Genomic DNA, 22,317 nt, shown 5'->3' on the forward strand with positions numbered 1-22,317 from the left:
ACATGAAACGAGCCCTTTTTGCTGTCACTTTAGCGTTAACATCTGCCGCGTCATGGGCAGCAACCGATATTACTATGTATAAATCCCCGTATTGCGGCTGCTGTTCTAAGTGGGCAGAACACATGCAAAATGCAGGATTTAACGTTAAAACGGTGATGATGGAAGACAATGAGATGTACAAGCTCAAAATGCAGCACAACATCACGCCGGATTTAATGTCATGCCATACCGCCATTGTTGAAGGCTATGCCGTTGAAGGGCACGTTCCGGCTGCCGATGTGCGCCGTATGCTCAAAGAAAAACCGGCCATCAGCGGCATCAGTACACCGGCCATGCCTATCGGCAGCCCGGGCATGGAACAAGGCGATCAAAAAGATCCTTATGTTGTGTTAGCGTTTGATGCACAAGGCAAACAAACACCTTACAGCCGACAAAACGGCGCATAACAGCACGATTAAGCGATACACAGCAGTAACGGAAACAGAATTATTTACATAATGGGGCTTGCGGGAACTTTATTCCGCCCCCATTTTCTCAAGTAGAGAATCCTTTTTTCCGGAGCAACAGCATGAAGAAATTACTGACCCGCTTGGCCCTGTGGTTGGGTCTCTTGTCACCGCTGGCACAAGCCTATCCCGCTGTTGATGTCCGTCTTGATGATGTTGATCTCGAACTGGTTGGCAGTATTCACATGGCCAGTGATCGCCTCGCTACCCTACCGCCAGAGTTACTGCGCAAACTCGACAATATTGATGCCCTCATCGTAGAGGCCGATATCACCGCAGATACACCGTTGGCAAAAATTGCCCCACCGGAAAAACCGCTCAGCGCACTGCTCACCCCTTCCCACATAGCCTTGCTTAAACGCTATGCACAGGAAACCGGCATCTCAGCTGAACTGCTCAATAGCCTGCACCCGTGGCAAGCAGCACTAACACTGCAAGCCATGCAAGCACAAAAGATGGGGATGAAAGCAGAATATGGTGTCGATTATCAAATTCTGCATTATGCCCGTCAGCGCGGTTTACCGATTATCGAACTCGAAGGTTCACAGGCACAAATGAACATCCTCGAAACACTTGAGGATAACGGCCTGCCGCTGTTAATTGAAACGCTTGAAGAGTGGAACACCACTGCAGATACACTGCGTCAGGTTGAAGCCTTGTGGGTCAAACCGGCTGCAAATGCGAATGAACCAACACTGCACAATATTCCCGATTTGGCCGATGGTCTACACAGCCCTCTGCTGGCCGAACGAAACCAAAAATGGGCCGATAAACTCAAAGAAATGCCAGCAGGCCGCTATATGGTGGTAGTAGGTGCGCTACATCTAATAGGGAAAGACAATCTGCCACAGCTCTTAAAAATGCCGTCTACCACCAAAGCGGCCAATATCAACACCACAATTTGAGTATATTGATTAAACAACATCTAGCTGGAAACGGTTTAGCTCTACTCTATCCCGTTTCGTAGATAAACCGCAGATAGAACGCCATCTAGCACCACAATCAACGGATAACCGCTGTTGTTATCCGTTATCCTCTACTTACTTTCCCTGCTCCCCCTTCCTATAAAAAGCTTATTTTGCTCTTTTGGGGATCAGCCTTTACCGCGCAAACGTTTTCCTTTTATAATTAGCCCCGTTTTTCGCTGAAAAAGCCACTTTCGTAACATTTTTTCTGCCATATATCCGATAAAGGTAATGAAACTATGCTAGGTACTGCGCTGCGCCCATCGGCAACAAAAGTCATGTTGTTAGGCTGTGGAGAACTCGGAAAAGAGGTAGCCATTGAGTGCCAACGGCTCGGCATCGAAGTTATCGGCGTGGACCGTTACCCTGATGCCCCAGCCATGCAAATTGCACACCGCAGCTATGTGGTTAATATGCTCGATGGAAACGCATTACGCGCCTTGATCCAGCAAGAAAAACCCGATTATGTTGTACCGGAAATAGAAGCTATTGCTACCGATGTACTACTTGAACTCGAGCAACAAGGGCAAACTGTTGTACCTTGCGCGCAAGCGACCAAGCTGACAATGAACCGTGAAGGTATTCGCCGCTTAGCTGCCGAAACCTTGAGCATTCCCACCTCACCGTACCGCTTTGCAGACAACTATACCGACTTTAGCCAAGCAGCCAGTGAAATTGGCTACCCGTGTGTTGTAAAACCGGTCATGAGCTCTTCTGGCAAAGGCCAAAGTGTTCTGCACAGTGAACACGATCTGCATAGTGCATGGCAGTACGCACAAGAAGGCGGACGCGCGGGTAAAGGCCGCGTCATCATCGAAGGGTTTGTACGTTTTGATTTTGAAATCACCCTGCTCACCGTACAAGCTATTGACGGTATTCATTTCTGTGCCCCTATCGGCCACCGACAAGAAGAGGGGGACTACCGCGAGTCGTGGCAACCTCAAGCGATGAGCCAAACCGCACTTGAACGAGCCCAACAGGTGGCTGCACAGGTTGTCAAATCACTCGGCGGCTATGGTTTATTCGGCGTAGAGCTGTTTATCTGTGGTGATGAAGTTCTGTTCAGCGAAGTCTCACCGCGCCCGCACGATACCGGAATGGTGACGCTAATATCACAAGATTTGTCTGAATTTGCCCTGCATGTTCGTGCTTTTCTCGGCCTGCCAATCGGTTGCATCACCCAGCATGGTCCGTCAGCATCTGCCGTGATCTTGCCTGAGCTCACCAGCACTGATCTGCGCTTTAGCGGCCTTGAGCAGGCACTGGCTGTACCAAATGTTCAACTGCGCTTATTCGGTAAACCGGAAATTGCTGGCCGTCGCCGTCTTGGTGTTGTATTAAACCGTGCTGATAATACCGAACGTGCTGTTGAAATTGCTACCCAAGCCGCACAGCATATTCTTGTCAGCGCTTAATCCAACGTGAACATTAAGCGCTAAATAATCAGCGTTCACAATTTAAGCTCAACCAAGCTACCTTAACGTCGGGTGATATGAATACCATGCCTTATCGCCATATTTATATCACCCGATAATCAATTAGCATCCAGCTCATCGCCATTGGCTTCATCACGAAATCCCCTTAAAATGCCCGCTTACCCTATTTTATTGCTAATACGGCATGAATAGCAGATATTCGCCCGTTATTCTGGAGCACAGCGGCAGTGATTACCGAATTAAAATACCTCAGCGGTTACTCTGATGATCTAAAACAGCAAGTGTCTCAGGTTATCGAAAAAGGGCAACTCGGCCGCTTACTGCGCGAACGCTACCCTGAACCACATAACATCAACAGTGACAAAGCGCTGTACCAGTACACCATGGCACTGAAAAATGACTACCTACGTAATGCACCGCCACTCAATCGAGTCTATTACGACAGCAAAATCAGCGTCATCAAACATGCTCTTGGTCTGCACACCTCTATTTCACGTGTGCAGGGAAACAAACTCAAAGCCAAAGCAGAGATCCAGGTAGCCTCGCTGTTTAAAGACGCACCGGCTGATTTCCTACGCATGATAGTCACGCATGAACTTGCACACCTACGTGAAAAAGATCACAACAAAGCCTTTTACCAACTGTGCCAGCACATTGAACCGCGCTATCACCAGCTAGAGTTTGATGTTCGTCTGTACCTGACTCACCTCGATTTGTTCGGAAAACTCAACTAGGAACAATAGAGTATTCGCGCAGTAATCCTGATAATCATTTCCCTATTTATGGCTTAAAAATCTGCAAACTCAGGAATAACAGGCTTACCGTGCATCTCTAAAAAATCGAGCAACTTACGGGGGGATGTATTTAATAACCGCGTATGCGGAAAATTAGCTGCATTAATCAAACGCAGTGAGTGCTCAAAATCACCCAAACTGTAGGCAATGTGCGAATCAGATCCCATCACCAAATAAGCACCGTGCCGTTTTGCCGCATCAATAATAGCCGGACACGTCAACTCACTGCCCAACCGTGATACCACAAATGATGAATTATTCACCTCAAGCGCAACCCGATACTCTGCCGCAGCCTGCACAACCTCATCAACATGAATCGGAAACTTAGGGTTTCCTGGGTGGGTAATAATCTGTACTTTTCCGCTCTTAATCGTATTAATCAAGGCTTGTGTATGCACATCTTTATCTTGCGGGATAAAAAAAGGATCATGCAGACCGGCCTGAATCAGATCCAACACCGCCCACATCTTGTCATTACAATCAATCTCACCGGCAACATTGCGAATATTAGCCTCAATACCGCGTAAAATACCGACACCCTCAACCACCCGCGGCAATACCCGTAAATTCATGAAATGCCAGTGATGCGGAGAATCAGCCGTTTCCGGACCATGATCGGTCGTCGCAAACAGACGAATTCCCTTCAATTTAGCCTGCGCGATATAATCATGAATGGTACTGTACGCATGCGTACTCGCCACTGTGTGGGTATGTGTATCTACGGGGAACATCGGCAACTCCTCCCTGTTGAACGATAAACGTATTGCACCGCTTTTCGCGGTGAAAAATCGATAAGCTAAGGTAGGTTACACTGCCATTCTGTGGATAAAAAGCAAAAAGTCCCAAACAGGCTCCGCTGCTCAGGACTCTCTTTTACCTGCCTTGTGTATAAAAACCGTTTACCGGCCTTCACACATCATCAGCATTTAACGTGAGGAGTGACCAATCATCCCGCCGACTACCGCACCACCTGCAGTCCCCAGAGTACTGCCATCAGTCAGCACATGGCCAACAACCGCACCAGTTGCCGCACCTATCGTGGTATTACGTTCACGTTTTGTCATGTGATGGTGTTTTGCACAACCTGAAACCACCATAACCATGGCTAACACCGCAGCAGATAATATTACTTTTTTCATCACTTATCCCAGAAATATATAGCCTGTAGGCCATTACACAGCGTCATAGTGCTGCATAATGGCGGATACTCAAAACAGCCTATATTATGCGATAGCATGCCTATTGGATAGATGTCGCTATTTGACGACTTCACCACTAGCAATCACGGTTTGACGCACTTTATCTGCAAATGCCAGAGCCTCTTTGCGCACCGCATCTTCATCTAACGTCAGCAGTTTGCGATCTTGCATCAATACTTTACCATCAACAATCGTGTGGCGAACATTCGCGCCATACGCACCGTAAACCAGTGCCGCAAACGGGTTATACATCGGCACCATATTTGGCGCTTTCGTATCAACAACAATCACATCCGCCAGCTTACCGCTTTCAAGTGAACCGATTTTATCTTCCATATGCAGAGCACGTGCCGACCCCATAGTCGCCATCTCAACCACAGTCAATGGCGGCATTGCCGCACGATCTTTGGTTGCCAGTTTATGCACCTTCGCAACCTGACCCAACTCATCCATTGTGGTCAGCGTGTTACCCGACATTGGGCCATCAGTCCCCAACCCCACGCGTAACCCTTTTTCCAGCATCTGTGTTACCGGGGCAACACCTTTAGCTGACTTGATATTGGCACTCATATTGTGCGCCACGCCCACATCATATTTCTTCAGCAAATCGATATCTTTTTCATCAACCATAATCGCATGCGCCGCCAGTACCTTATTGTTCAGAGCACCGATATCGGCCATATATTGCACTGGGCTTTTCCCGCCAGTGCGTTTAGCAATCTCTTCTTGCTCACGATCCGTTTCGGCCAGATGAATCATCACCGGCACATCAAGCTCTTGCGATAATTTCGCAATTTTCTGCAAATGCTCGGTCGTATTGGTATACGGTGCATGCGGTGCAAAAGCCGGTGTAATACGTGGATGATTTTTATATTCCTGAATAAAATTCACCGCATACTGAATGCCTTCATCGGCATTTTTTGCATCAGCAACCGGAAACTTAATCACCGACTCACCTAAAATGGCGCGCATTCCCGCCTTATCCACGGTTTTGGCCACTTCATCCTCGAAATAGTACATATCGGCATAGGTAGTCACCCCGCCTTTAATCATCTCAACATTCGCCAGATTAGCCCCAACCCGCACCATATCGCGCGAAACCATCTTATTTTCCAGCGGGAAAATATAGCGGTGCAAACGGTCTGGCACATCATCGGCTAATGAACGAAATACTGTCATCGAGGCGTGAGTATGCGTATTAATCAGCCCAGGCATCACAATATCGCCATCCACATCTAGCACCGTGGTAGCTTCGTACTGCTTGGCAACCTCAGGCCCGCCAACTGCCACAATTTTGTTTCCCTTCACAACCACCGTACCCTGCTCAAACACACGGTTTTCAGCATTCATGGTCAGCACAGTAGCATCCGTGATCATCAGATCTGCTTTCTCAGCAGCATAAGATGCAAATGAAACTGCCGCAGATGCAGCAGCAATAGCTAGGGCAAGAACAGATTTAGACAGCGACATGTTTACCTCAAATGAACAGGACTGTTACCGGAAACATGATACGTGCTGCACACACTGACGCAAACGATTACTAAAACAGGAACAAGATAGCGTGATCAATTTCACGCTCAGGAAATAAATTTATATGCTCGGGTTAGCAGAGAAATCCAAATTAATGCCTTGAAATTAATACACAAAAATTAGCCGATAATCACTGTATCAAAAAAACAGATCGTAACCCTTGTGTTCAATCAAACAGCAAACGCACCATTTTGCATAAGAGAAAGCTCGAAATGTGCCGCGTTTTTAGGTAACCTTACGGCCCGCAAAACCTCTGCAGCCAATAACAGCAGCATGAAATGCGGGGGATATCGGAACATTACACCTGCAAATGTTCCGCATAAATGCGGACAAGCGCACGTTTTAGAGATCTTTAATTTGCCCTTACGATGAGCAATTCGTAGTCTGAAAAACGTTTAGCTGATCTATTTACTCATAACCCGACACATTCAATGGAATGAATAAAAGGAAATGTTACCAATGACAGAGGCTCCATCGACCTTCAATAAGGTCCTACGAACGCTGCCAATGGCAACCTTGATGCTTCTGCTTTCAGCTTGCAGCACAACCGCCACTAAGACTCATACTGATAAGAATGCGGAAACGCACGTATCGCAAGTACAGCAAGCTTCTCAGGCTGAGTTTGAAGAGTTAGTCCGCAATACCAATGTTAAAACCCGTATTCTTGATCAGTTTTCAGAATGGCGTGGTGTACGTTATCGTTTAGGCGGTAATAGTAAAAAAGGAATTGATTGCTCTGCATTCGTACAACGCACCTTTCTTGAGCAATTTGGTATCGAGCTTCCGCGCTCTACCCGCGATCAACAAACTACCGGCAAATCAATCAACAAAAAACAACTTGAACCGGGCGATCTGGTTTTATTTAAAACGGGCTCGACAGGTCGTCATGTTGGTATCTATATTGGTAACAGCAAGTTCGTCCATGCATCCACCAGTTCAGGCGTGATGATCTCAAACCTCAACGATGGCTACTGGAAGAACCGTTACCGTCAGGCTCGTCGTGTGATTTCCGTTAACGAAGCGACTTAACATTGTAGATCTCGAATCTCGTCTTTAGGCACGAACATGGTCTTTAGACTTGAACCTCGTCTTGAGAGGTAATCTTGAAAATGGTAGTTAACATCATTATCAAGATAATCTTCAGCATGATCTTCAAAAGATATAGCCCGCTTTTTTCGTTATAAAATCTTATGCACATGCATGATGAGAAACTATAGCGAAAGGAGTGACTGAAATGCGTTTTATCCGCCAAGTCTGTATCGCTGCGCTGTCTGCATTTTCTGTATGCAGCGCATTTTCAGTCTATTCTGCAACACAAACACAGCACTCCCTCACCGTAAATACCACGCATACTCAACACACTGAAAAAACAAAAAACAATACTGACATCAGCGCAGAAATTAATGATGGCTATGCTTTTTCAGCAATAGGTTCACCAAAATATGCCGCTGAATTCACCCAGTTTGATTACGTCAATGCCGCTGCCCCTAAAGGCGGCAATGTTACCCTGCATGCTATCGGCACATTTGATAACTTTAACCGGTTTGCCCAGCGCGGTGTAGCCGCCGTAGATACCGATACCCTCTACGATACACTGTTTACCCCTTCTGCCGATGAAATAGAGAGTTACTACCCACTAATTGCCGAAGTGGCGCGTTACCCCAACAACTTCGCGTGGATGGAAGTACGCATCAATCCGAATGCCCGTTTTCATGATAACCAACCGATTCGTGCTGAAGATGTGGTGTTCTCATTTTATAAATTTATGCAGCAAGGCGTGCCGCAGTTTAAAACCTACTACCAAAATGTCAGTAGTGTTGAAGCTATTTCACCACTCACTGTTCGCTTTAACTTAAAACAACCTGATCGCGCCTTGCTGCTTAGCCTGATTGGCGGATTAAAAATTCTTCCCAAGCATTACTGGGAAAACCGTAATCTGGCTGAGCCGCTGACAACGCCACCAGTGGGTAGCGGGCCTTATACTATCAGCCAATTTACCCTTGGTCAGTCAGTCACTTACCAGCTGCAACCCGACTACTGGGCCGCCAACCTGCCGGTTAACCGCGGGCGCTTTAACTTCAACAGCATTCGTTATGACTACTACCGTGATGACACAGTAGCACTCGAAGCGTTCAAAGCCGGTGAGTACGATTTTCGTGAAGAGAGCGTGGCAAAATACTGGGCCACCTTGTATACCGGCCCTAATTTCAATAAAGGCTATATTCTGCGCGATACTATCCCCCATAAAATTCCACAAGGTATGCAGGGGCTGGTTTTTAATACGCAAAAACCGCTGTTTAGCCAGCGTAATGTACGCGAAGCCATTAACTTGGCCTTTGATTTTGAGTGGCTCAATAAAACCATGTTTTACAGCCAATACAGCCGAACCCGCAGCTATTTTCAAAACACGGCCTACGAAGCAAAAGGTTTACCGTCAGAAGATGAGCTGGCTATTCTCTCGCCGTACAGAGGCCGTGTTCCGCAAGAGATCTTCACCACCGAATATCAGCCGGTCAGCTCTGATGGATCGGGTAATAACCGCCCTAACCTGCGCAAAGCTATGCAACTGCTCGAACAATCGGGCTGGAAAATTAATAACCGCAAACTGGTGAATACCACAACCGGCCAGCCTTTTGAATTTGAACTGCTGACTTATAACAGCACGAACGAGCGAATTGCCGCACCGTTAAAGCAGAATTTAGCGCGTTTGGGCATTACGATGAATGTCCGTGTGGTTGATACCTCACAATATATCAACCGTTTACGTAAACGTGATTTTGATATGATTGCCAGCGGATACTCTGCATCAGCCTACCCGAGCCCCGATCTGAAGCTGGCATGGAATAGCAAATATATTGATTCCACCTATAACTTAGCCGGTGTCACCGACCACGTTATTGATACCTTAACAGAAGATATTGACCGCTCCCAGCGTGATCCGAAGCGCTTACTGGCATTAGGGCATGTGCTGGATCGTATCCTACAATGGAATATGTTTGTTATTCCACAGTGGCACATGAGTAATTTTCGAGTCGCCTACTGGGATAAGTTTGATAAACCTGAAATGCGGCCAGAGTATGCGCTGGGGTTTGATACATGGTGGGTTGATGTAAATAAAGCCATGAAACTACCGGCACAGCGCCAGTAAACCGGTGATGATGACACAGCACATTTTTATCACGCCTAACAATAAATAAGCATTTAAACACCTTACTGGCCGTTAATTCAGCCTGCTAGGTAGCAAATAACAAGGCAGGGAAAAGCAATATGGCAACTTACTTATTGCGGCGATTACTGTTAATTATCCCGACGCTATGGGCGATTATTACCGTAAACTTTTTTATTGTACAAGTTGCCCCCGGCGGGCCGGTTGATCAGGCTATTGCCGCCATTCAACTACAAGATGCCGATGTACTTGGCCGCTTTAACGGTAACGCCGGCGCTGAAGTCAAAGCCATTAAGCCCAACAGTTCACAAGAGAGCCCTTATCGCGGTTCACGCGGTTTAGACCCGGAAGTGGTTGCGGCAATTAAAACACGTTTTGGCTTTGATAAACCGCTGCATGAGCGCTACTTTACCATGCTGTGGGATTATCTGCGTTTTGACTTTGGTGATAGTCTGTTTAAAGGCAGCTCTGTTACACAACTTATTATTGATAGATTACCTGTCTCTATCTCTATTGGTTTGTGGAGTACGCTAATTATCTATTTTGTCTCAATCCCTCTGGGTATTAAAAAAGCGGTACGTCACGGTTCAGCATTTGATATTTGGAGCAGCAGTCTGGTTATTATTGGTAATGCTATTCCCGGTTTTTTGTTTGCCATTTTGCTGATTGTGTTATTCGCCGGCGGCAGTTATTTTGATTGGTTTCCCCTGCGCGGATTGGTTTCACAAAACTTTGACTCACTCTCATGGTATGGAAAAATAGCCGACTACTTCTGGCATATGGCACTGCCCATTGCCGCCACTGTTATTGGCGGTTTTGCCACACTGACCATGCTGACCAAAAACTCATTTCTTGATGAAATTCGCAAACAATATGTCACCACTGCTCGGGCAAAGGGCTTATCAGAAAAAAAAGTGCTGTATAAACATGTCTTTCGTAATGCCATGCTACTCATTATTGCCGGCTTCCCCGCCGCATTTATCAGCATGTTTTTTACCGGTTCAATGCTGATAGAAGTGATGTTTTCCCTTGAAGGTTTGGGATTACTGGGCTTTGAAGCTACCATGCAGCGCGACTATCCGGTGATGTTTGGCACGCTTTACATGTTCACACTGCTTGGTCTGCTGCTGGGTATTTTAAGTGATATTACGTATACCGCTGTAGACCCTAGGATTGACTTTGAGGCGCGCAAATAATGGCACGATTTACCACGCCAGTAGCACAGCAACGCTGGCAACGTTTTTGCGCCAATAAGCGCGGTTACTGGTCGTTATGGCTGTTTATGCTGATATTTATCATCAGCCTTGGGGCTGAATTTATCGCCAACGATAAACCGCTGTTGGTTTACTATCATGGGGATCTATATACCCCGGTATTTACCCATTATACCGAAACCACCTTTGGCGGTGATTTTGAAACAGAAACCGACTACCGTGACCCCTACATCAGTGAAAAAATAGAACAACATGGCTGGATGCTGTGGCCACTAATCCGTTTTAGCTACAACACCATCAATTACAATCTGCAAACAGCCGCACCTTCTGCGCCAACCGAGATCAACTGGTTAGGCACTGATGATAAAGGGCGTGATGTTCTTGCACGTTTAATTTATGGCTTGCGCATTTCAATCTTATTCGGGTTCTCATTAACACTTCTTTCAAGCATTATCGGTATTATTGCGGGTGCGGTACAAGGCTATTATGGCGGGAAGATAGACCTACTCGGGCAGCGTTTTATTGAGGTCTGGTCAGGCATGCCGACCCTCTTTTTGCTGATTATTTTATCTAGCATTGTTGAACCCAACTTTTGGTGGCTACTTGGCATTACCGTGCTGTTTGGTTGGATGAGCCTTGTCGGGGTTATTCGAGCCGAGTTTTTACGGGCCAGAAATTTTGACTATATCCGCGCGGCACATGCAATGGGTATCCCCGATCATCTGATTATGTGGCGGCATATCCTGCCGAATGCCATGGTAGCCACACTCACATTTCTGCCCTTTATTCTCAGCAGCTCTGTTACCACGCTCACTTCGCTCGATTTTCTTGGTTTTGGCTTACCCTTAGGTTCTCCCTCTTTAGGTGAGTTATTAGCGCAAGGTAAAGCCAATTTACAAGCCCCATGGCTTGGGATCTCCGCTTTTGTGGTGTTATCCCTGTTACTCTCTTTACTGGTCTTTATTGGTGAAGCATTGCGCGATGCCTATGACCCTCAAAAGGCGTATTGATGATGGATAACCACAGCCATGTAATGCAAGCTAATCAACCATCAGCCACCGATCCCCTCATTGAGATACGCAATCTGCAAATCAATGTCAGGCAGGGGAAAATTGATACCACGCTGGTGCATAATATTTCGCTCACCATTATGCGGGGGGAAACACTCGCCCTTGTAGGTGAAAGCGGGTCGGGAAAATCGGTCACCGCACTCTCAATTTTGCAACTGCACCCTGACAATGTGCACTACCCAAAAGGTGATATCACCTATGCCGGGAATAATCTGCTACACAGCGCTGAACAACAACTGCGCGGGCTGCGGGGCAATAAAATTGGTATGATATTTCAAGAGCCCATGGTTTCGCTCAATCCGCTGCATACGGTACAACAACAATTAGCTGAGTCACTCGATATCCATCAAGGCATCAGCGGCACACAAGCCGATACACTGATTCTGACATGGTTGCACAAAGTCGGAATACGGCATCCAGAGAAAAAGCTATCGGCATTCCCCCACCAGCTTTCAGGCGGCGAACGCCAGCGTATTATGATTGCGATGGCACTGATTAATGAACCTGACCTGCTGATAGCAGATGAGCCAACCACGGCACTCGATGTCTCAGTACAGGCTCAGATCCTTGGCCTGCTAAAACAGTTACAACGCGATCTGAATATGGCGATGCTGTTTATCACGCACGATCTGAATATCGTAAAATCACTGGCAAATCGTGTTGCCGTAATGCGCCACGGGCATATAGTAGAAACCGCTGCTACCGCAGCACTGTTTTCGACTCCCAAACACCCCTATACCCAGCAATTAATTAATGCCGAACCACGCGGAAAACCTATCCCGCTAGCCTTACACAGCCCAGAATTGCTGCGTGTTGCCGATTTGCGGGTCTGGTTTCCGATAAAAAAAGGCTTTTTCAAGCGTACCGTTGATCATGTAAAAGCAGTAAATAACATCAGTTTTACGCTACGCAAAGGTGAGAGCTTAGGGTTAGTTGGCGAGAGTGGCTCTGGCAAAAGTACCTGCGGCCTAGCACTATTGCGCCTGATTGAAGCACAAGGAAATATTGAGTTTGATAATCATGTACTCAATACACTTAACCGAAAACAGATGTTGCCTTACCGTTCACGAATCCAAATAATCTTTCAAGACCCATTTTCAGCACTCAGCCCGCGTATGCCAGTTGGTGAGATTATTGCCGAAGGGTTTAAACTGCACACCAACCCTAGCGCTCAAACCTGTGAGGCCAGTGTTATTGCAATTATGCAAGAGGTAGGCTTAGACCCGGCAACCCGACACCGCTATGCTTTTGAGTTTTCCGGCGGACAACGCCAGCGGATCGCCATAGCCAGAGCCTTAATCCTCAAGCCTGAGCTGCTGATTTTAGATGAACCCACCTCATCGCTCGACCGAACCGTGCAAGCTCAGATCCTTGACTTATTAAAACAGCTACAACGTACCCACTCACTCTCTTATCTTTTTATCAGCCACGATTTAACTGTGGTCAGATCACTGTGCCACCGAGTTTTGGTACTTAAAGAGGGAAGTGTTATCGAAGAGGGTGAAACTGAAGCTTTGTTTACGCATCCCAAACAAGCCTATACCCAGATGCTGATTCAGGCAGCCCACAGCACGACTCTCTGAGCTGAAAGAAAAAAAGAGAACGAATACACCCTGAAACTCAGGCGATTTTGTTTATTTTTAAAAGCTGTTAAAGATTTCACACTATTTTGTGGCAAGCCCATTCAAAAGCCCTTCGCACAAGAGTAGACTTAATTATGTTGCTAAAATGCAACGCAATTATCGTGAACCGGAGGAACTTATGACCCCATTACCCGCTTATCATCGCAGCCGTCCTACCGCTTCACGCGTGCGCCATGGTTTTGTCCATCCGCCAAAAGCAAATTCATCCGCAAACCCAACGCCAGCATCTACATCAGAGTTGCCAGCAAACACTGAGACTAAAACGGCAAGTGAAGATAACCGCTAATCCTTGTTCTTGAATTTGTGAACGGCAGTATAGGTTTTCAGCATACTGCCTCTGTCTTACCGGTTTTTTACTCATTACTGGTTTTGGTTTGCCTGTACTGCACTTTGACTCCGCTTGTCTCTTTTTATTTATGCTTTGTATTTATCCATTTTAATGCCCTCTGCATAAGATTATTACCCACAGCAATAACCCTATACAAAGAACATCTTTTGTTATCTTTTATCGCATTGCTGGTATGAACCTTTAGCGTTATTGTTTAATTCATCAGCTCTCATTAACATTTTGCTGTTAACTTATACGCTAAGGGATCAAACAATGAACAAGAAAACTATGCTAAGTGTTGCATTTGCTGCACTGTGTTTTTCAGGTGCCTCTTTCGCTGCCACCACACCCACTGCACCTGCAATGCCTGCGCCACAAGATATGACCTGTAAAGATTTTCTGTTGCTTAATCCGCAAGCTCAAACGCCGATGGCATTTTGGGTAGCAAATGCTGATACCGATTATAAAAATGGTGATTATGTTGATTCACAAGTTGTCGGCTCTATCACACCGATGATTATTCAAGAGTGCCAAAAAAATCCGCAGCAAAAAATCAGCACCATGAAAACCAAAATCCATGAAAAGGCCGCAGAACTGCGTCAAGCTGCTGCAAAATAAAAATTGAGATTGGCTAACTAATTCTCACTGTTTATTTCTCTCATCCGAAACTAGCAATGCCGAAAATAACCGAAAAAAAGCAGATAGGTATCATCTGTACACCTATCTGCTTTTTTATCTTCTTTCCCTTCTTTCCCTGAATAAATAAATTCATTCACTGTCATCTCACGGTTTAAATCACACCGTGACAATAAAATAGCAATACATCACAATAAACCACTTCATCTGTGTTATTAAAGCATGTTATAGAAACCATTATGTTCGCTGTATACAGCACTATGCAGGCTAAAAATCATTATTTTTCCCGATGAAGGATCTATTATGCTTTATGTTATTTTTGCTGAAGATGCTCCCGATAGTCTGGAGAAACGCCTTGCGGTTCGCCCGCAACACCTTGCCAGATTACAGCTACTGCAACAGAGTGGTCGGCTTTTCGTAGCTGGGCCTAACCCAGCAATAGACCAGCAGGACCCAGGAAATGCCGGTTATAGCGGCTCAACAGTCATTGCTGAATTTGATGATTTAGCCAGTGCAATACAGTGGGCTGATACTGATCCCTACACGGTAGCCGGAGTGTACCAACGCGTTACCGTAAAACCGTTTCATAAAGTTTTGCCAGAATAAGCATTGAAAGCGCAGAATCTACAGCTAACGCAAACATCAACAACCAATAAATAGGGGTTATGCGTTTACTGTTTTGATGACACCACGGTCATGCTATAACCTTGTATGTATCGTATACTCACAATACTTTGTCTGCCGACGCGGTAACATCTCTGTCGGCATAACCGCTATATTAACACGCTCTTATATAGGTGATTAACCGCCCATGTTACGTCGACTCTGCTGTTCACTCATTATTTTAGCTCTTGCCGGATGCGCCGCATCACAGTCACAACGTGAGGCTGAAGATCTTGCCGCCATGCAGGTTAATAAGCTGACTAAATATCTGCCGATGCAATCAGACGGCTACACACTGGTGGTTGCCAACAAATTAGTCAGCAATATTAAGCTGATTTTTATACAGGATAATCAACAAAAGCCGCAGGACCAATCACCCAGCCAGTTTCTAGGCGCATATAAAATGCAGATGTGCAGCAGCCCTGAAATCCGTCATTTACTGACAAAAGGTGTCACCTACGCAATCACAGTGAATAATCTGCAAAGCCAACCGGTCGGTCAACTAGCACTTGATAATAATAGCTGCCCATAGCAGCAACACCGCGGGTACTGATAAATTAATATCAATACCCGTGAATCACAAATACACTAAGAAAATAGGCGATCAAACAGCAAAAATCAGAACAATATTGCCGATAAAATTAGGATAAGGTTGTAACGTTTAATCTTCCAGATCATCGATTAGCACTTCCCATTCAGGCAGTGACACTGATGGCCAAGGCAGATCCCACGGCGCTTGCCACTGTGCTAATTGCGCAAGTACTGCAGTATGTAAAAACCACTCACCACTCTCAGGCAGAGCACTGATCACATAGCACTCATCTTGATAGGTAAAGCGCAGTTGCCATGCATGTAAATAGCCACGATCAGCCGTACTCTGCGCATACAGCGGATCACCTAAAATAGCCGCACCAATACTTTTCAATGCCACACGGATCTGATGGGTTTTCCCTGTTGCCGGCTTCACAATAAACAGACGTTTTCCTGTTCCCGTACCGGCACTAAAAAATTGCGTAACCGCAGGATTATGCTGGGAAGTGATCAGTTTCCAGCTACTGCGCCGAGAGCGCTGCATATCCCCAGCAACTTTCCCCTGTTTACGCTGCGGTTGCTTATCTGAGATCGCAATATAGAACTTCTCAACCTGACGCCGAGCAAAAAGACCGGATAACACTGCGGCTGCCGAGGCATTCAATGCTAAGATAAGAAGGCCTGATGTCATTTTATCCAAGCGGTGCACCAGCCACACCCGATCAACGCCTAACTGTTGTGCGACTTGTGTAGTTAACCCCACAACCTCATCATCACGGTGTACGCTGATACCCGCTGGCTTATTAAGAACAATAAAATCAAGGTGTTGAAAAACGATAGAAAACATGAATACCCCACAGATAGTAGGTAAATTATACTCCTGTCGTATACAGATAAAAATTCAGAAGTAACAAATTCACATAATTTATACAGTCAGAATAGTTTCACCAAACCGTATAAATACTTAAACTACTGAAAAAAAAGACAAAGCTGGCGTAGGATGAAATATTTTTCTGACATAATTAATATCGTCGACTGGATACTTATTTTTAGCTACTGGGCGCTCGTTGCTGGCGTGACCTTTAGGGTATTAATGAAACGCCGTACCGTTGCAGTTTCTATGGCATGGCTGCTGGTTATCTATATTTTTCCATTATTGGGTATTGTTGCCTATTTACTGTTTGGTGAACTTTATCTTGGTTCACGGCGAGCAGCCCGCTCACAGGCAATGTGGAAACCGTTTTCAGACTGGTTTAATAAACTCAGCCAGTGTGATCAACTGGTCAATTTAAAATCCAGCCATACGGCGGCCCCCCTATTTAACTTATGCAGACGCCGGTTAAAAACCCCCTGTATCAATGGTAATCAGCTCAATTTATTTACCACACCCAATGATATTTTAAAGGCTATCACCCACGATATCTCTTTAGCCACCCACACCATTTCAATCGTATTTTATATCTGGAGCAATGGTGGGCTGGTTGATAACGTTGTAAATGCACTGCTTGATGCTGCTAAACGGGGAGTAAAATGCCGCGTGATGCTTGACTCAGTCGGCAGTGTAAAATTCTTTCGTAGCCAATATCCACGCCTATTTCGTACTGCCAACATCACATTAATAGAGGCTCTGCACGTCAACCCGCTACGGGTTTTTCTGCGCAGAATGGATCTTCGTCAGCATCGTAAAATAATTATTATCGATAACGCCATTGCCTATACCGGCAGCATGAACATGGTTGACCCGCACTTCTTTAAGCAAGATGCTGGAGTTGGTCAGTGGGTTGATATGATGGTACGCATTGAAGGGCCGGCCGCATCAGCACTAAACTGCATTTATGCATGGGATTGGGAAGTTGAAACCGGTGAGCGTCACCTTCCTTCTCTGCCCAGCTGCCCGCTGCTGCCCATCACACAAGATAATGCACACGCCGTACAGGTATTAGCCTCAGGGCCGGGATTCCCCAAAGATCTGTTACCACAAGCACTGTCTACGGCTATATTCTCTGCCCGTAAACGTATCGTGATGACAACACCCTATTTTATCCCTGATGACAGCCTGATGCTGGCATTATGCTCAACCGCTTCACGCGGTGTACAAATTGATATTGTACTGCCTAAACACAATGATTCTCTGATGGTCGGCTGGGCAAGCCGAGCATTTTTTGACGAATTACTCATCGCTGGAGTCAGAATTCACCAATTTGAAGATGGTTTACTGCATGCCAAAAGCCTGCTCATTGACGATCATCTTAGCCTTGTTGGTACGGTAAACTTAGATATCCGCAGCATGTGGCTCAATTTTGAAGTCACCATTGCTATTGATGATACCAATTTTGGTGAACGGCTAGGTATTGTGCAGGATGACTACATCGCCCGCTCTACCCTGCTCAATATCAACCAGTGGGCTCAGCGCCCGTTGCTGCATAAAATCACCGAGAAGATGTTTTACTTCTTTACCCCACTGCTCTGATAGCACCATTCTTTCAAAAGGAACATAACGGGTAAGAACAGCTCGTAATCAAGAATAATTCGTATTATCATAATTATATATTTATATGATGAATGTCTTATGTGATAAATATAAAGGTGAATGATGACACTAAGCACTCGGGTTATATTGATCGCGGTACTAATGATTATCTCTGGCATCAGTGGCCTCTATTTTGGCTGGCCGATAACCATTTCAGGATTATTTATTGTGCTACTATTTGGATATAATCTTTATAAGCGCAGTAAACCTGATTGTGGCTGTGGTTGTGGTAGCGAATAAAATAAAACCTAAAATAGCCACACTATCTCTATAATGCGTTGTATATAATAAATAGTGCTGGAAGAAATATCACCTAAACCTTATAATTCAAGCACAAGGGGAGTAACTTCATTGCTGAGCTATCGTCATTACGGTGTTTTATTGCACCCGGTACTCAGGCAACAGATGTTGTAAGTGAGACCTTGCCGTAAGGCAAAGTCCATCCTAAAAAAAGATGACCAAGCCTTATGGACTTGGTTTTTTTGTTTTTAGGAGTTTACTAATATGGAAAGTATCGGCAATAGTTGGATGTGGGTAGCATTCTTCGTGCTGGTTATCGGGTTACTGCTCGTTGATCTTCTCGTCCTCAAAGGTGGTAAAAACCACAAAGTATCGTTAAAAGAAGCAGCTATCTGGTCTGTGATCTGGATATCTGTTGCTATGCTATTCAACCTCGGCATTTGGTATTACCTTGATCTTAATCTGGGCCGAGAAATTGCAAACCAAAAATCACTCGAGTTCTTAACCGGTTATGTGATCGAAAAAGCACTGGCGGTTGATAACGTTTTCGTCTGGCTGATGATTTTTGGCTATTTTGCCATCCCTGCCGAATTACAACGCCGTGTGCTGCTCTACGGTGTACTGGGCGCGATAATTTTACGTACCGGTATGATTTTTGCCGGCAGTTGGTTAATCACTCAGTTCCACTGGATCCTCTATCTGTTCGGCGCATTTTTGGTACTTACTGGTATTAAAATGCTTAAAAGCAGTGATGATGAAGGGAATTTTGATAAAAACCCGCTACTGGTATGGGTCAAGAAAAACTTCTCGGTAACACACGAACTCGACGGCGAAAAATTCTTTACCGTACGTAACGGTGTACGCTTTGCTACCCCGATGTTTTTAGCCTTAATACTGGTTGAAATCAGCGATGTCATTTTTGCGGTAGATAGTATTCCGGCCATCTTTGCCGTTACCACAGACCCTTTTATTGTCTTAACCTCAAATATCTTTGCGATTATGGGGCTACGTGCAATGTACTTCTTATTAGCTGATTTTGCTGACCGATTTGCACTATTAAAATATGGCCTAGCCGTAATATTAGTCTTTATCGGTACAAAAATGCTGATTATTGAGTGGATAAAACTGCCAGTATTACTGTCACTGGGTATTGTTGCTGCTATTTTAGCCACATCGGTTATTGCCAGCTTGGTTTACAGTGCTCGTGAAGGAAAAGCTAAAGAGTAATAGACCACTATTACCACGTGTAGAACGTAGTTAATAACAAATACGTTAATCACATTTTATACCTCTAGCACTTGCATAATAAAAATCCCCTTTGATTGAATCAACGGGGATTTTTTATCTCTGATGAGTGATCACTCAATATCAAATCATGCCATACAATGATATTTATATTAAACAATAGCGACTATCATCCTATTAGAACAGGCCATTATTGTCGTCATCGTCATCAAAAAAGTCATTGTCATCATCATTACTGCTGCTATCCAAAAAACCATTATCATCTTGTGGATCAACAATATCATTGTCCAGACCAAACGGATTATCATTATCCGTATTGCTCATGGCGGTTAATGCATCGGAATTAGCCAGAAAATCATTCGAATCATCAGACGTTAACCCAGCGGTATTTGCCGGGTCAATAAAGTTATTGGTGATATTCTCAACAACAGCAGGTTGCTGATCAATATTCATCGCATTCATTCCCTCATCACGTGAAGAGAACAAACCACTTAGCGCATCTGAAATCAGATTCCCAGCCACAACACCGGTTGTCATTGCCGCTGCGGTTTTCATAAAACCACCAAACATAGAGGGTTGATATTGTGGAGCGGGTTGTTCAACAACCGGTGTTGCCCCACGCATTCTCTCCATCACTCCTTGTTCACGATACGCTTTTAATTGATCTTCAAGGTAAGTAACCTTGCTTTTAGCCTCTGTTAACGCTACCTCTTGTAAAATATTACTCTGTGTTAAGCGATACAAAGCATCAGGCTGCATTGCAATTTGCTCACTGATTAATGCTTCTGCTGCAGGGTCTTTACGGCTCAATGTATGATTACGTAAACGATCAGCTACACCCTCAATCATGTTCTGTTCTTGCGGTGTCATACCCTATACTCCAACAGTTTCATCATCACCAAAACTGTTGATAGTAGTACTGCTAAACGAAAAAAAACGCCACTCATCAGTGGCGTTTTACATAACTTATTACTCTTTCGCGTAAATTATCTGGCCGTATGCTAGGAAGCAGCGTCTTCTTCACTGCGGAATACATCCATATCAGTTTGCCCCAGCACTCGGCTCGAGACCATACCGGCTGTCATTGCACCGTTCACGTTCAAGGCAGTTCTTGCCATATCAATCAACGGCTCAATGGAGATCAGAAAGCCGGCTAACGCAATCGGTAAATTCATGGTTGAAAGCACAATGATTGCGGCGAATGTTGCGCCACCACCGACACCGGCCACACCGAACGAACTTAACGTAACTACCGCAATCAGCGTTGCAAGGAAAGAAGGGTCTAACGGGTTAATGCCGACTGTCGGTGCAATCATCACCGCCAGCATTGCCGGATAAATACCGGCACAACCATTTTGCCCAATTGTTGCACCAAATGATGCGGCAAAGTTTGCAATGGTAGAAGGCACGCCTAACTTATCAATCTGAGCTTCTACGTTCAGTGGGATAGTTGCAGCACTTGAACGCGAGGTAAAAGCAAAAGTCAGCACAGGCAATACTTTACGGTAATAACGTAATGGGTTAACCCCAGCAAAGAACAGGAAAATACCGTGCACAACAAACATCAGACCAATAGCCACATACGAAGCAACCATAAAGCCCAATAAGTTAATAATATCGTGCATGTTGGATGTTGCCACAACTTTGGTCATCAGCGCCATCACGCCATAAGGGGTTAAACGGATCACCATGCGCACTAAACGCATAATCAGTGTTTGCAGTGTATCAATGGCAGCCGTGATTTTTTCGCCTACTTCTGGCTTTTCAGCCTTCAGTTTCAACGTCGCCACACCTAAAAATGCTGAGAATACAACAACACTGATAATTGAAGTTGATCGAGCACCGGCTAAATCAGCAAACGGGTTGGTCGGAATAAAAGAGACCAACATTTGCGGGAATGTCAGGCTGGCAATCTCACTACTTTTTGAGATCATCATTTCGCCACGAGCCAGTTCACGCGCACCCTGTGTCAGCCCTTCTGCCGATAAACCAAAGAGTTCTGTTACACAAATACCAATTGCAGCAGCAATTGCAGTTGTCAGCATCAGCATCAGTAATACTGAAAAGCTGATTCGCCCTAATGAGCTTGCATCACTCAGTTTGGTCACTGCAGATAAAATAGAGACAAAAACCAGCGGCATAACAATCATTTGCAGCAAGTTTACATAGCCATTACCGGCAATATTTAACCAATCTAGCGTCTCTTTAACAACAGAATCTGTATGGTGGAAGAAAAACTGTAATAACGAACCAAAGCCGATACCCACCACAAGGCCGACAAATACGGCTCTTGAAAGGCTGATCCCACTACGTTGATAGCGCGCTAGCAGCAAAGCTGCCACTAAAAAAATGGCAATATTACCTAATACAACAAAACTCATACCACCCTCAATACAGGATTAACCTGATTTTTTATTTATAATAAAATAATCACATAGCTATCATCGCTGAACATAAAACAAATGGAAAGTTCATTAATTTCAATGCATATCTAAAAAAAGCATAAAGGAAATTACGATGATTGCACTCAGTAAAAAAGAGCGTTTTTTTTTATTTTAGACAGAGATCACGTCAGATAATGTTTTACACATGTATGCACATCTACGATGACTTATCACCTG

21 protein-coding genes are annotated in these 22,317 nt (G+C 45.1%); 15 read left to right on the forward strand and 6 right to left on the reverse strand.

Going from position 1 to position 22,317, the window contains the following annotated elements; all coding sequences use genetic code 11:
- Window positions 1-2: 2 nt before the first annotated feature.
- The 4 genes from AC1HDJ_RS11150 (at window position 3) to AC1HDJ_RS11165 (ending at window position 3,641) form a co-directional block, all read left to right on the forward strand.
- Window positions 3-446 (forward strand): DUF411 domain-containing protein, encoded by a 444-nt coding sequence (locus AC1HDJ_RS11150; RefSeq protein WP_479535880.1) that lies wholly within the window; start codon window positions 3-5, stop codon window positions 444-446.
- 122 nt (window positions 447-568) lie between these two features.
- Window positions 569-1,411, forward strand: coding sequence for a TraB/GumN family protein (locus tag AC1HDJ_RS11155; protein WP_479535881.1), 843 nt, complete (start codon window positions 569-571; stop codon window positions 1,409-1,411).
- 299 nt (window positions 1,412-1,710) lie between these two features.
- Window positions 1,711-2,886, forward strand: a complete 1,176-nt coding sequence (gene purT / locus AC1HDJ_RS11160) for a formate-dependent phosphoribosylglycinamide formyltransferase (RefSeq protein ID WP_479535882.1) — start codon at window positions 1,711-1,713, stop codon at window positions 2,884-2,886.
- A gap of 251 nt (window positions 2,887-3,137) precedes the next feature.
- Window positions 3,138-3,641: a M48 metallopeptidase family protein gene (locus tag AC1HDJ_RS11165; protein ID WP_479537113.1), complete on the forward strand. Its 504-nt coding sequence runs from the start codon at window positions 3,138-3,140 to the stop codon at window positions 3,639-3,641.
- A 53-nt stretch (window positions 3,642-3,694) separates the two neighbouring features.
- Here the strand turns inward: AC1HDJ_RS11165 and AC1HDJ_RS11170 are convergent, their stop codons facing one another.
- From AC1HDJ_RS11170 to AC1HDJ_RS11180, 3 genes are all read right to left on the reverse strand, one after another.
- Window positions 3,695-4,432, reverse strand: coding sequence for a PHP domain-containing protein (locus AC1HDJ_RS11170; RefSeq protein WP_479535883.1), 738 nt, complete (start codon window positions 4,430-4,432; stop codon window positions 3,695-3,697).
- 195 nt (window positions 4,433-4,627) lie between these two features.
- Window positions 4,628-4,804 (reverse strand): glycine zipper 2TM domain-containing protein, encoded by a 177-nt coding sequence (locus AC1HDJ_RS11175; protein WP_438621954.1) that lies wholly within the window; start codon window positions 4,802-4,804, stop codon window positions 4,628-4,630.
- Window positions 4,805-4,957: 153 nt separating this feature from the next.
- Window positions 4,958-6,370 (reverse strand): amidohydrolase, encoded by a 1,413-nt coding sequence (locus tag AC1HDJ_RS11180; protein WP_479535884.1) that lies wholly within the window; start codon window positions 6,368-6,370, stop codon window positions 4,958-4,960.
- Between the two features lie 519 nt (window positions 6,371-6,889).
- Here AC1HDJ_RS11180 and mepS point away from each other — a divergent pair.
- From mepS to gspS2, 9 genes are all read left to right on the forward strand, one after another.
- On the forward strand, window positions 6,890-7,459 hold the full coding sequence (gene mepS / locus AC1HDJ_RS11185; protein ID WP_479535885.1) for a bifunctional murein DD-endopeptidase/murein LD-carboxypeptidase: 570 nt from the start codon (window positions 6,890-6,892) through the stop codon (window positions 7,457-7,459).
- A 205-nt stretch (window positions 7,460-7,664) separates the two neighbouring features.
- On the forward strand, window positions 7,665-9,578 hold the full coding sequence (locus tag AC1HDJ_RS11190) for an extracellular solute-binding protein (protein ID WP_479535886.1): 1,914 nt from the start codon (window positions 7,665-7,667) through the stop codon (window positions 9,576-9,578).
- Between the two features lie 119 nt (window positions 9,579-9,697).
- On the forward strand, window positions 9,698-10,792 hold the full coding sequence (locus tag AC1HDJ_RS11195; protein WP_479535887.1) for a microcin C ABC transporter permease YejB: 1,095 nt from the start codon (window positions 9,698-9,700) through the stop codon (window positions 10,790-10,792).
- Window positions 10,792-11,820, forward strand: a complete 1,029-nt coding sequence (locus AC1HDJ_RS11200; RefSeq protein WP_479535888.1) for an ABC transporter permease — start codon at window positions 10,792-10,794, stop codon at window positions 11,818-11,820. The genes AC1HDJ_RS11195 and AC1HDJ_RS11200 overlap by 1 nt, the downstream gene beginning before the upstream one ends.
- Before the next feature lie 2 nt (window positions 11,821-11,822).
- The gene (locus tag AC1HDJ_RS11205) at window positions 11,823-13,463 is read left to right on the forward strand and encodes an ABC transporter ATP-binding protein (protein WP_479537115.1); all 1,641 of its coding nucleotides are present in this window, start codon (window positions 11,823-11,825) and stop codon (window positions 13,461-13,463) included.
- 178 nt (window positions 13,464-13,641) lie between these two features.
- Complete coding sequence (locus tag AC1HDJ_RS11210) at window positions 13,642-13,809, forward strand: hypothetical protein (RefSeq protein ID WP_479535889.1); 168 nt, start codon at window positions 13,642-13,644, stop codon at window positions 13,807-13,809.
- A gap of 315 nt (window positions 13,810-14,124) precedes the next feature.
- Window positions 14,125-14,469, forward strand: a complete 345-nt coding sequence (locus tag AC1HDJ_RS11215; RefSeq protein WP_479535890.1) for an HdeA/HdeB family chaperone — start codon at window positions 14,125-14,127, stop codon at window positions 14,467-14,469.
- A 321-nt stretch (window positions 14,470-14,790) separates the two neighbouring features.
- Window positions 14,791-15,093, forward strand: a complete 303-nt coding sequence (locus AC1HDJ_RS11220; RefSeq protein WP_479535891.1) for a YciI family protein — start codon at window positions 14,791-14,793, stop codon at window positions 15,091-15,093.
- 205 nt (window positions 15,094-15,298) lie between these two features.
- Window positions 15,299-15,682: a type II secretion system pilot lipoprotein GspS-beta gene (gspS2, locus tag AC1HDJ_RS11225; RefSeq protein ID WP_438630266.1), complete on the forward strand. Its 384-nt coding sequence runs from the start codon at window positions 15,299-15,301 to the stop codon at window positions 15,680-15,682.
- Between the two features lie 129 nt (window positions 15,683-15,811).
- Here gspS2 and AC1HDJ_RS11230 read toward each other — a convergent pair whose 3' ends face one another.
- On the reverse strand, window positions 15,812-16,528 hold the full coding sequence (locus tag AC1HDJ_RS11230; RefSeq protein ID WP_479535892.1) for a TIGR01621 family pseudouridine synthase: 717 nt from the start codon (window positions 16,526-16,528) through the stop codon (window positions 15,812-15,814).
- A gap of 153 nt (window positions 16,529-16,681) precedes the next feature.
- Here AC1HDJ_RS11230 and cls point away from each other — a divergent pair, with 153 nt between their 5' ends.
- Together cls and AC1HDJ_RS11240 are read left to right on the forward strand one after the other, a co-directional pair.
- Complete coding sequence (gene cls, locus AC1HDJ_RS11235; RefSeq protein ID WP_479535893.1) at window positions 16,682-18,151, forward strand: cardiolipin synthase; 1,470 nt, start codon at window positions 16,682-16,684, stop codon at window positions 18,149-18,151.
- 564 nt (window positions 18,152-18,715) lie between these two features.
- Window positions 18,716-19,678 (forward strand): TerC family protein, encoded by a 963-nt coding sequence (locus tag AC1HDJ_RS11240; RefSeq protein ID WP_479535894.1) that lies wholly within the window; start codon window positions 18,716-18,718, stop codon window positions 19,676-19,678.
- 195 nt (window positions 19,679-19,873) lie between these two features.
- On the opposite strand, the gene AC1HDJ_RS11245 is transcribed toward AC1HDJ_RS11240, so the two are convergent.
- Complete coding sequence (locus tag AC1HDJ_RS11245; RefSeq protein ID WP_479535895.1) at window positions 19,874-20,566, reverse strand: DUF2076 domain-containing protein; 693 nt, start codon at window positions 20,564-20,566, stop codon at window positions 19,874-19,876.
- Between the two features lie 131 nt (window positions 20,567-20,697).
- Window positions 20,698-22,077, reverse strand: coding sequence for an L-cystine transporter (locus AC1HDJ_RS11250; RefSeq protein WP_479535896.1), 1,380 nt, complete (start codon window positions 22,075-22,077; stop codon window positions 20,698-20,700).
- Between the last annotated feature and the right edge of the window lie 240 nt (window positions 22,078-22,317).

Source organism: Plesiomonas sp. ISS29 (assembly GCF_056522795.1).

Coding starts and splice junctions, on each gene's coding strand:
- AC1HDJ_RS11230 (WP_479535892.1), bottom strand. CDS start 16,528: ATGTTTTCTATCGTTTTTCAACACCTTGATTTTATTGTTCTTAATAAG.
- AC1HDJ_RS11150 (WP_479535880.1), top strand. CDS start 3: ATGAAACGAGCCCTTTTTGCTGTCACTTTAGCGTTAACATCTGCCGCG.
- AC1HDJ_RS11195 (WP_479535887.1), top strand. CDS start 9,698: ATGGCAACTTACTTATTGCGGCGATTACTGTTAATTATCCCGACGCTA.
- gspS2 (WP_438630266.1), top strand. CDS start 15,299: ATGTTACGTCGACTCTGCTGTTCACTCATTATTTTAGCTCTTGCCGGA.
- AC1HDJ_RS11170 (WP_479535883.1), bottom strand. CDS start 4,432: ATGTTCCCCGTAGATACACATACCCACACAGTGGCGAGTACGCATGCG.
- AC1HDJ_RS11190 (WP_479535886.1), top strand. CDS start 7,665: ATGCGTTTTATCCGCCAAGTCTGTATCGCTGCGCTGTCTGCATTTTCT.
- AC1HDJ_RS11215 (WP_479535890.1), top strand. CDS start 14,125: ATGAACAAGAAAACTATGCTAAGTGTTGCATTTGCTGCACTGTGTTTT.
- AC1HDJ_RS11250 (WP_479535896.1), bottom strand. CDS start 22,077: ATGAGTTTTGTTGTATTAGGTAATATTGCCATTTTTTTAGTGGCAGCT.
- AC1HDJ_RS11175 (WP_438621954.1), bottom strand. CDS start 4,804: ATGGTTATGGTGGTTTCAGGTTGTGCAAAACACCATCACATGACAAAA.
- mepS (WP_479535885.1), top strand. CDS start 6,890: ATGACAGAGGCTCCATCGACCTTCAATAAGGTCCTACGAACGCTGCCA.
- AC1HDJ_RS11240 (WP_479535894.1), top strand. CDS start 18,716: ATGGAAAGTATCGGCAATAGTTGGATGTGGGTAGCATTCTTCGTGCTG.
- AC1HDJ_RS11245 (WP_479535895.1), bottom strand. CDS start 20,566: ATGACACCGCAAGAACAGAACATGATTGAGGGTGTAGCTGATCGTTTA.
- AC1HDJ_RS11220 (WP_479535891.1), top strand. CDS start 14,791: ATGCTTTATGTTATTTTTGCTGAAGATGCTCCCGATAGTCTGGAGAAA.
- cls (WP_479535893.1), top strand. CDS start 16,682: ATGAAATATTTTTCTGACATAATTAATATCGTCGACTGGATACTTATT.
- AC1HDJ_RS11205 (WP_479537115.1), top strand. CDS start 11,823: ATGGATAACCACAGCCATGTAATGCAAGCTAATCAACCATCAGCCACC.
- AC1HDJ_RS11210 (WP_479535889.1), top strand. CDS start 13,642: ATGACCCCATTACCCGCTTATCATCGCAGCCGTCCTACCGCTTCACGC.
- purT (WP_479535882.1), top strand. CDS start 1,711: ATGCTAGGTACTGCGCTGCGCCCATCGGCAACAAAAGTCATGTTGTTA.
- AC1HDJ_RS11180 (WP_479535884.1), bottom strand. CDS start 6,370: ATGTCGCTGTCTAAATCTGTTCTTGCCCTAGCTATTGCTGCTGCATCT.
- AC1HDJ_RS11155 (WP_479535881.1), top strand. CDS start 569: ATGAAGAAATTACTGACCCGCTTGGCCCTGTGGTTGGGTCTCTTGTCA.
- AC1HDJ_RS11200 (WP_479535888.1), top strand. CDS start 10,792: ATGGCACGATTTACCACGCCAGTAGCACAGCAACGCTGGCAACGTTTT.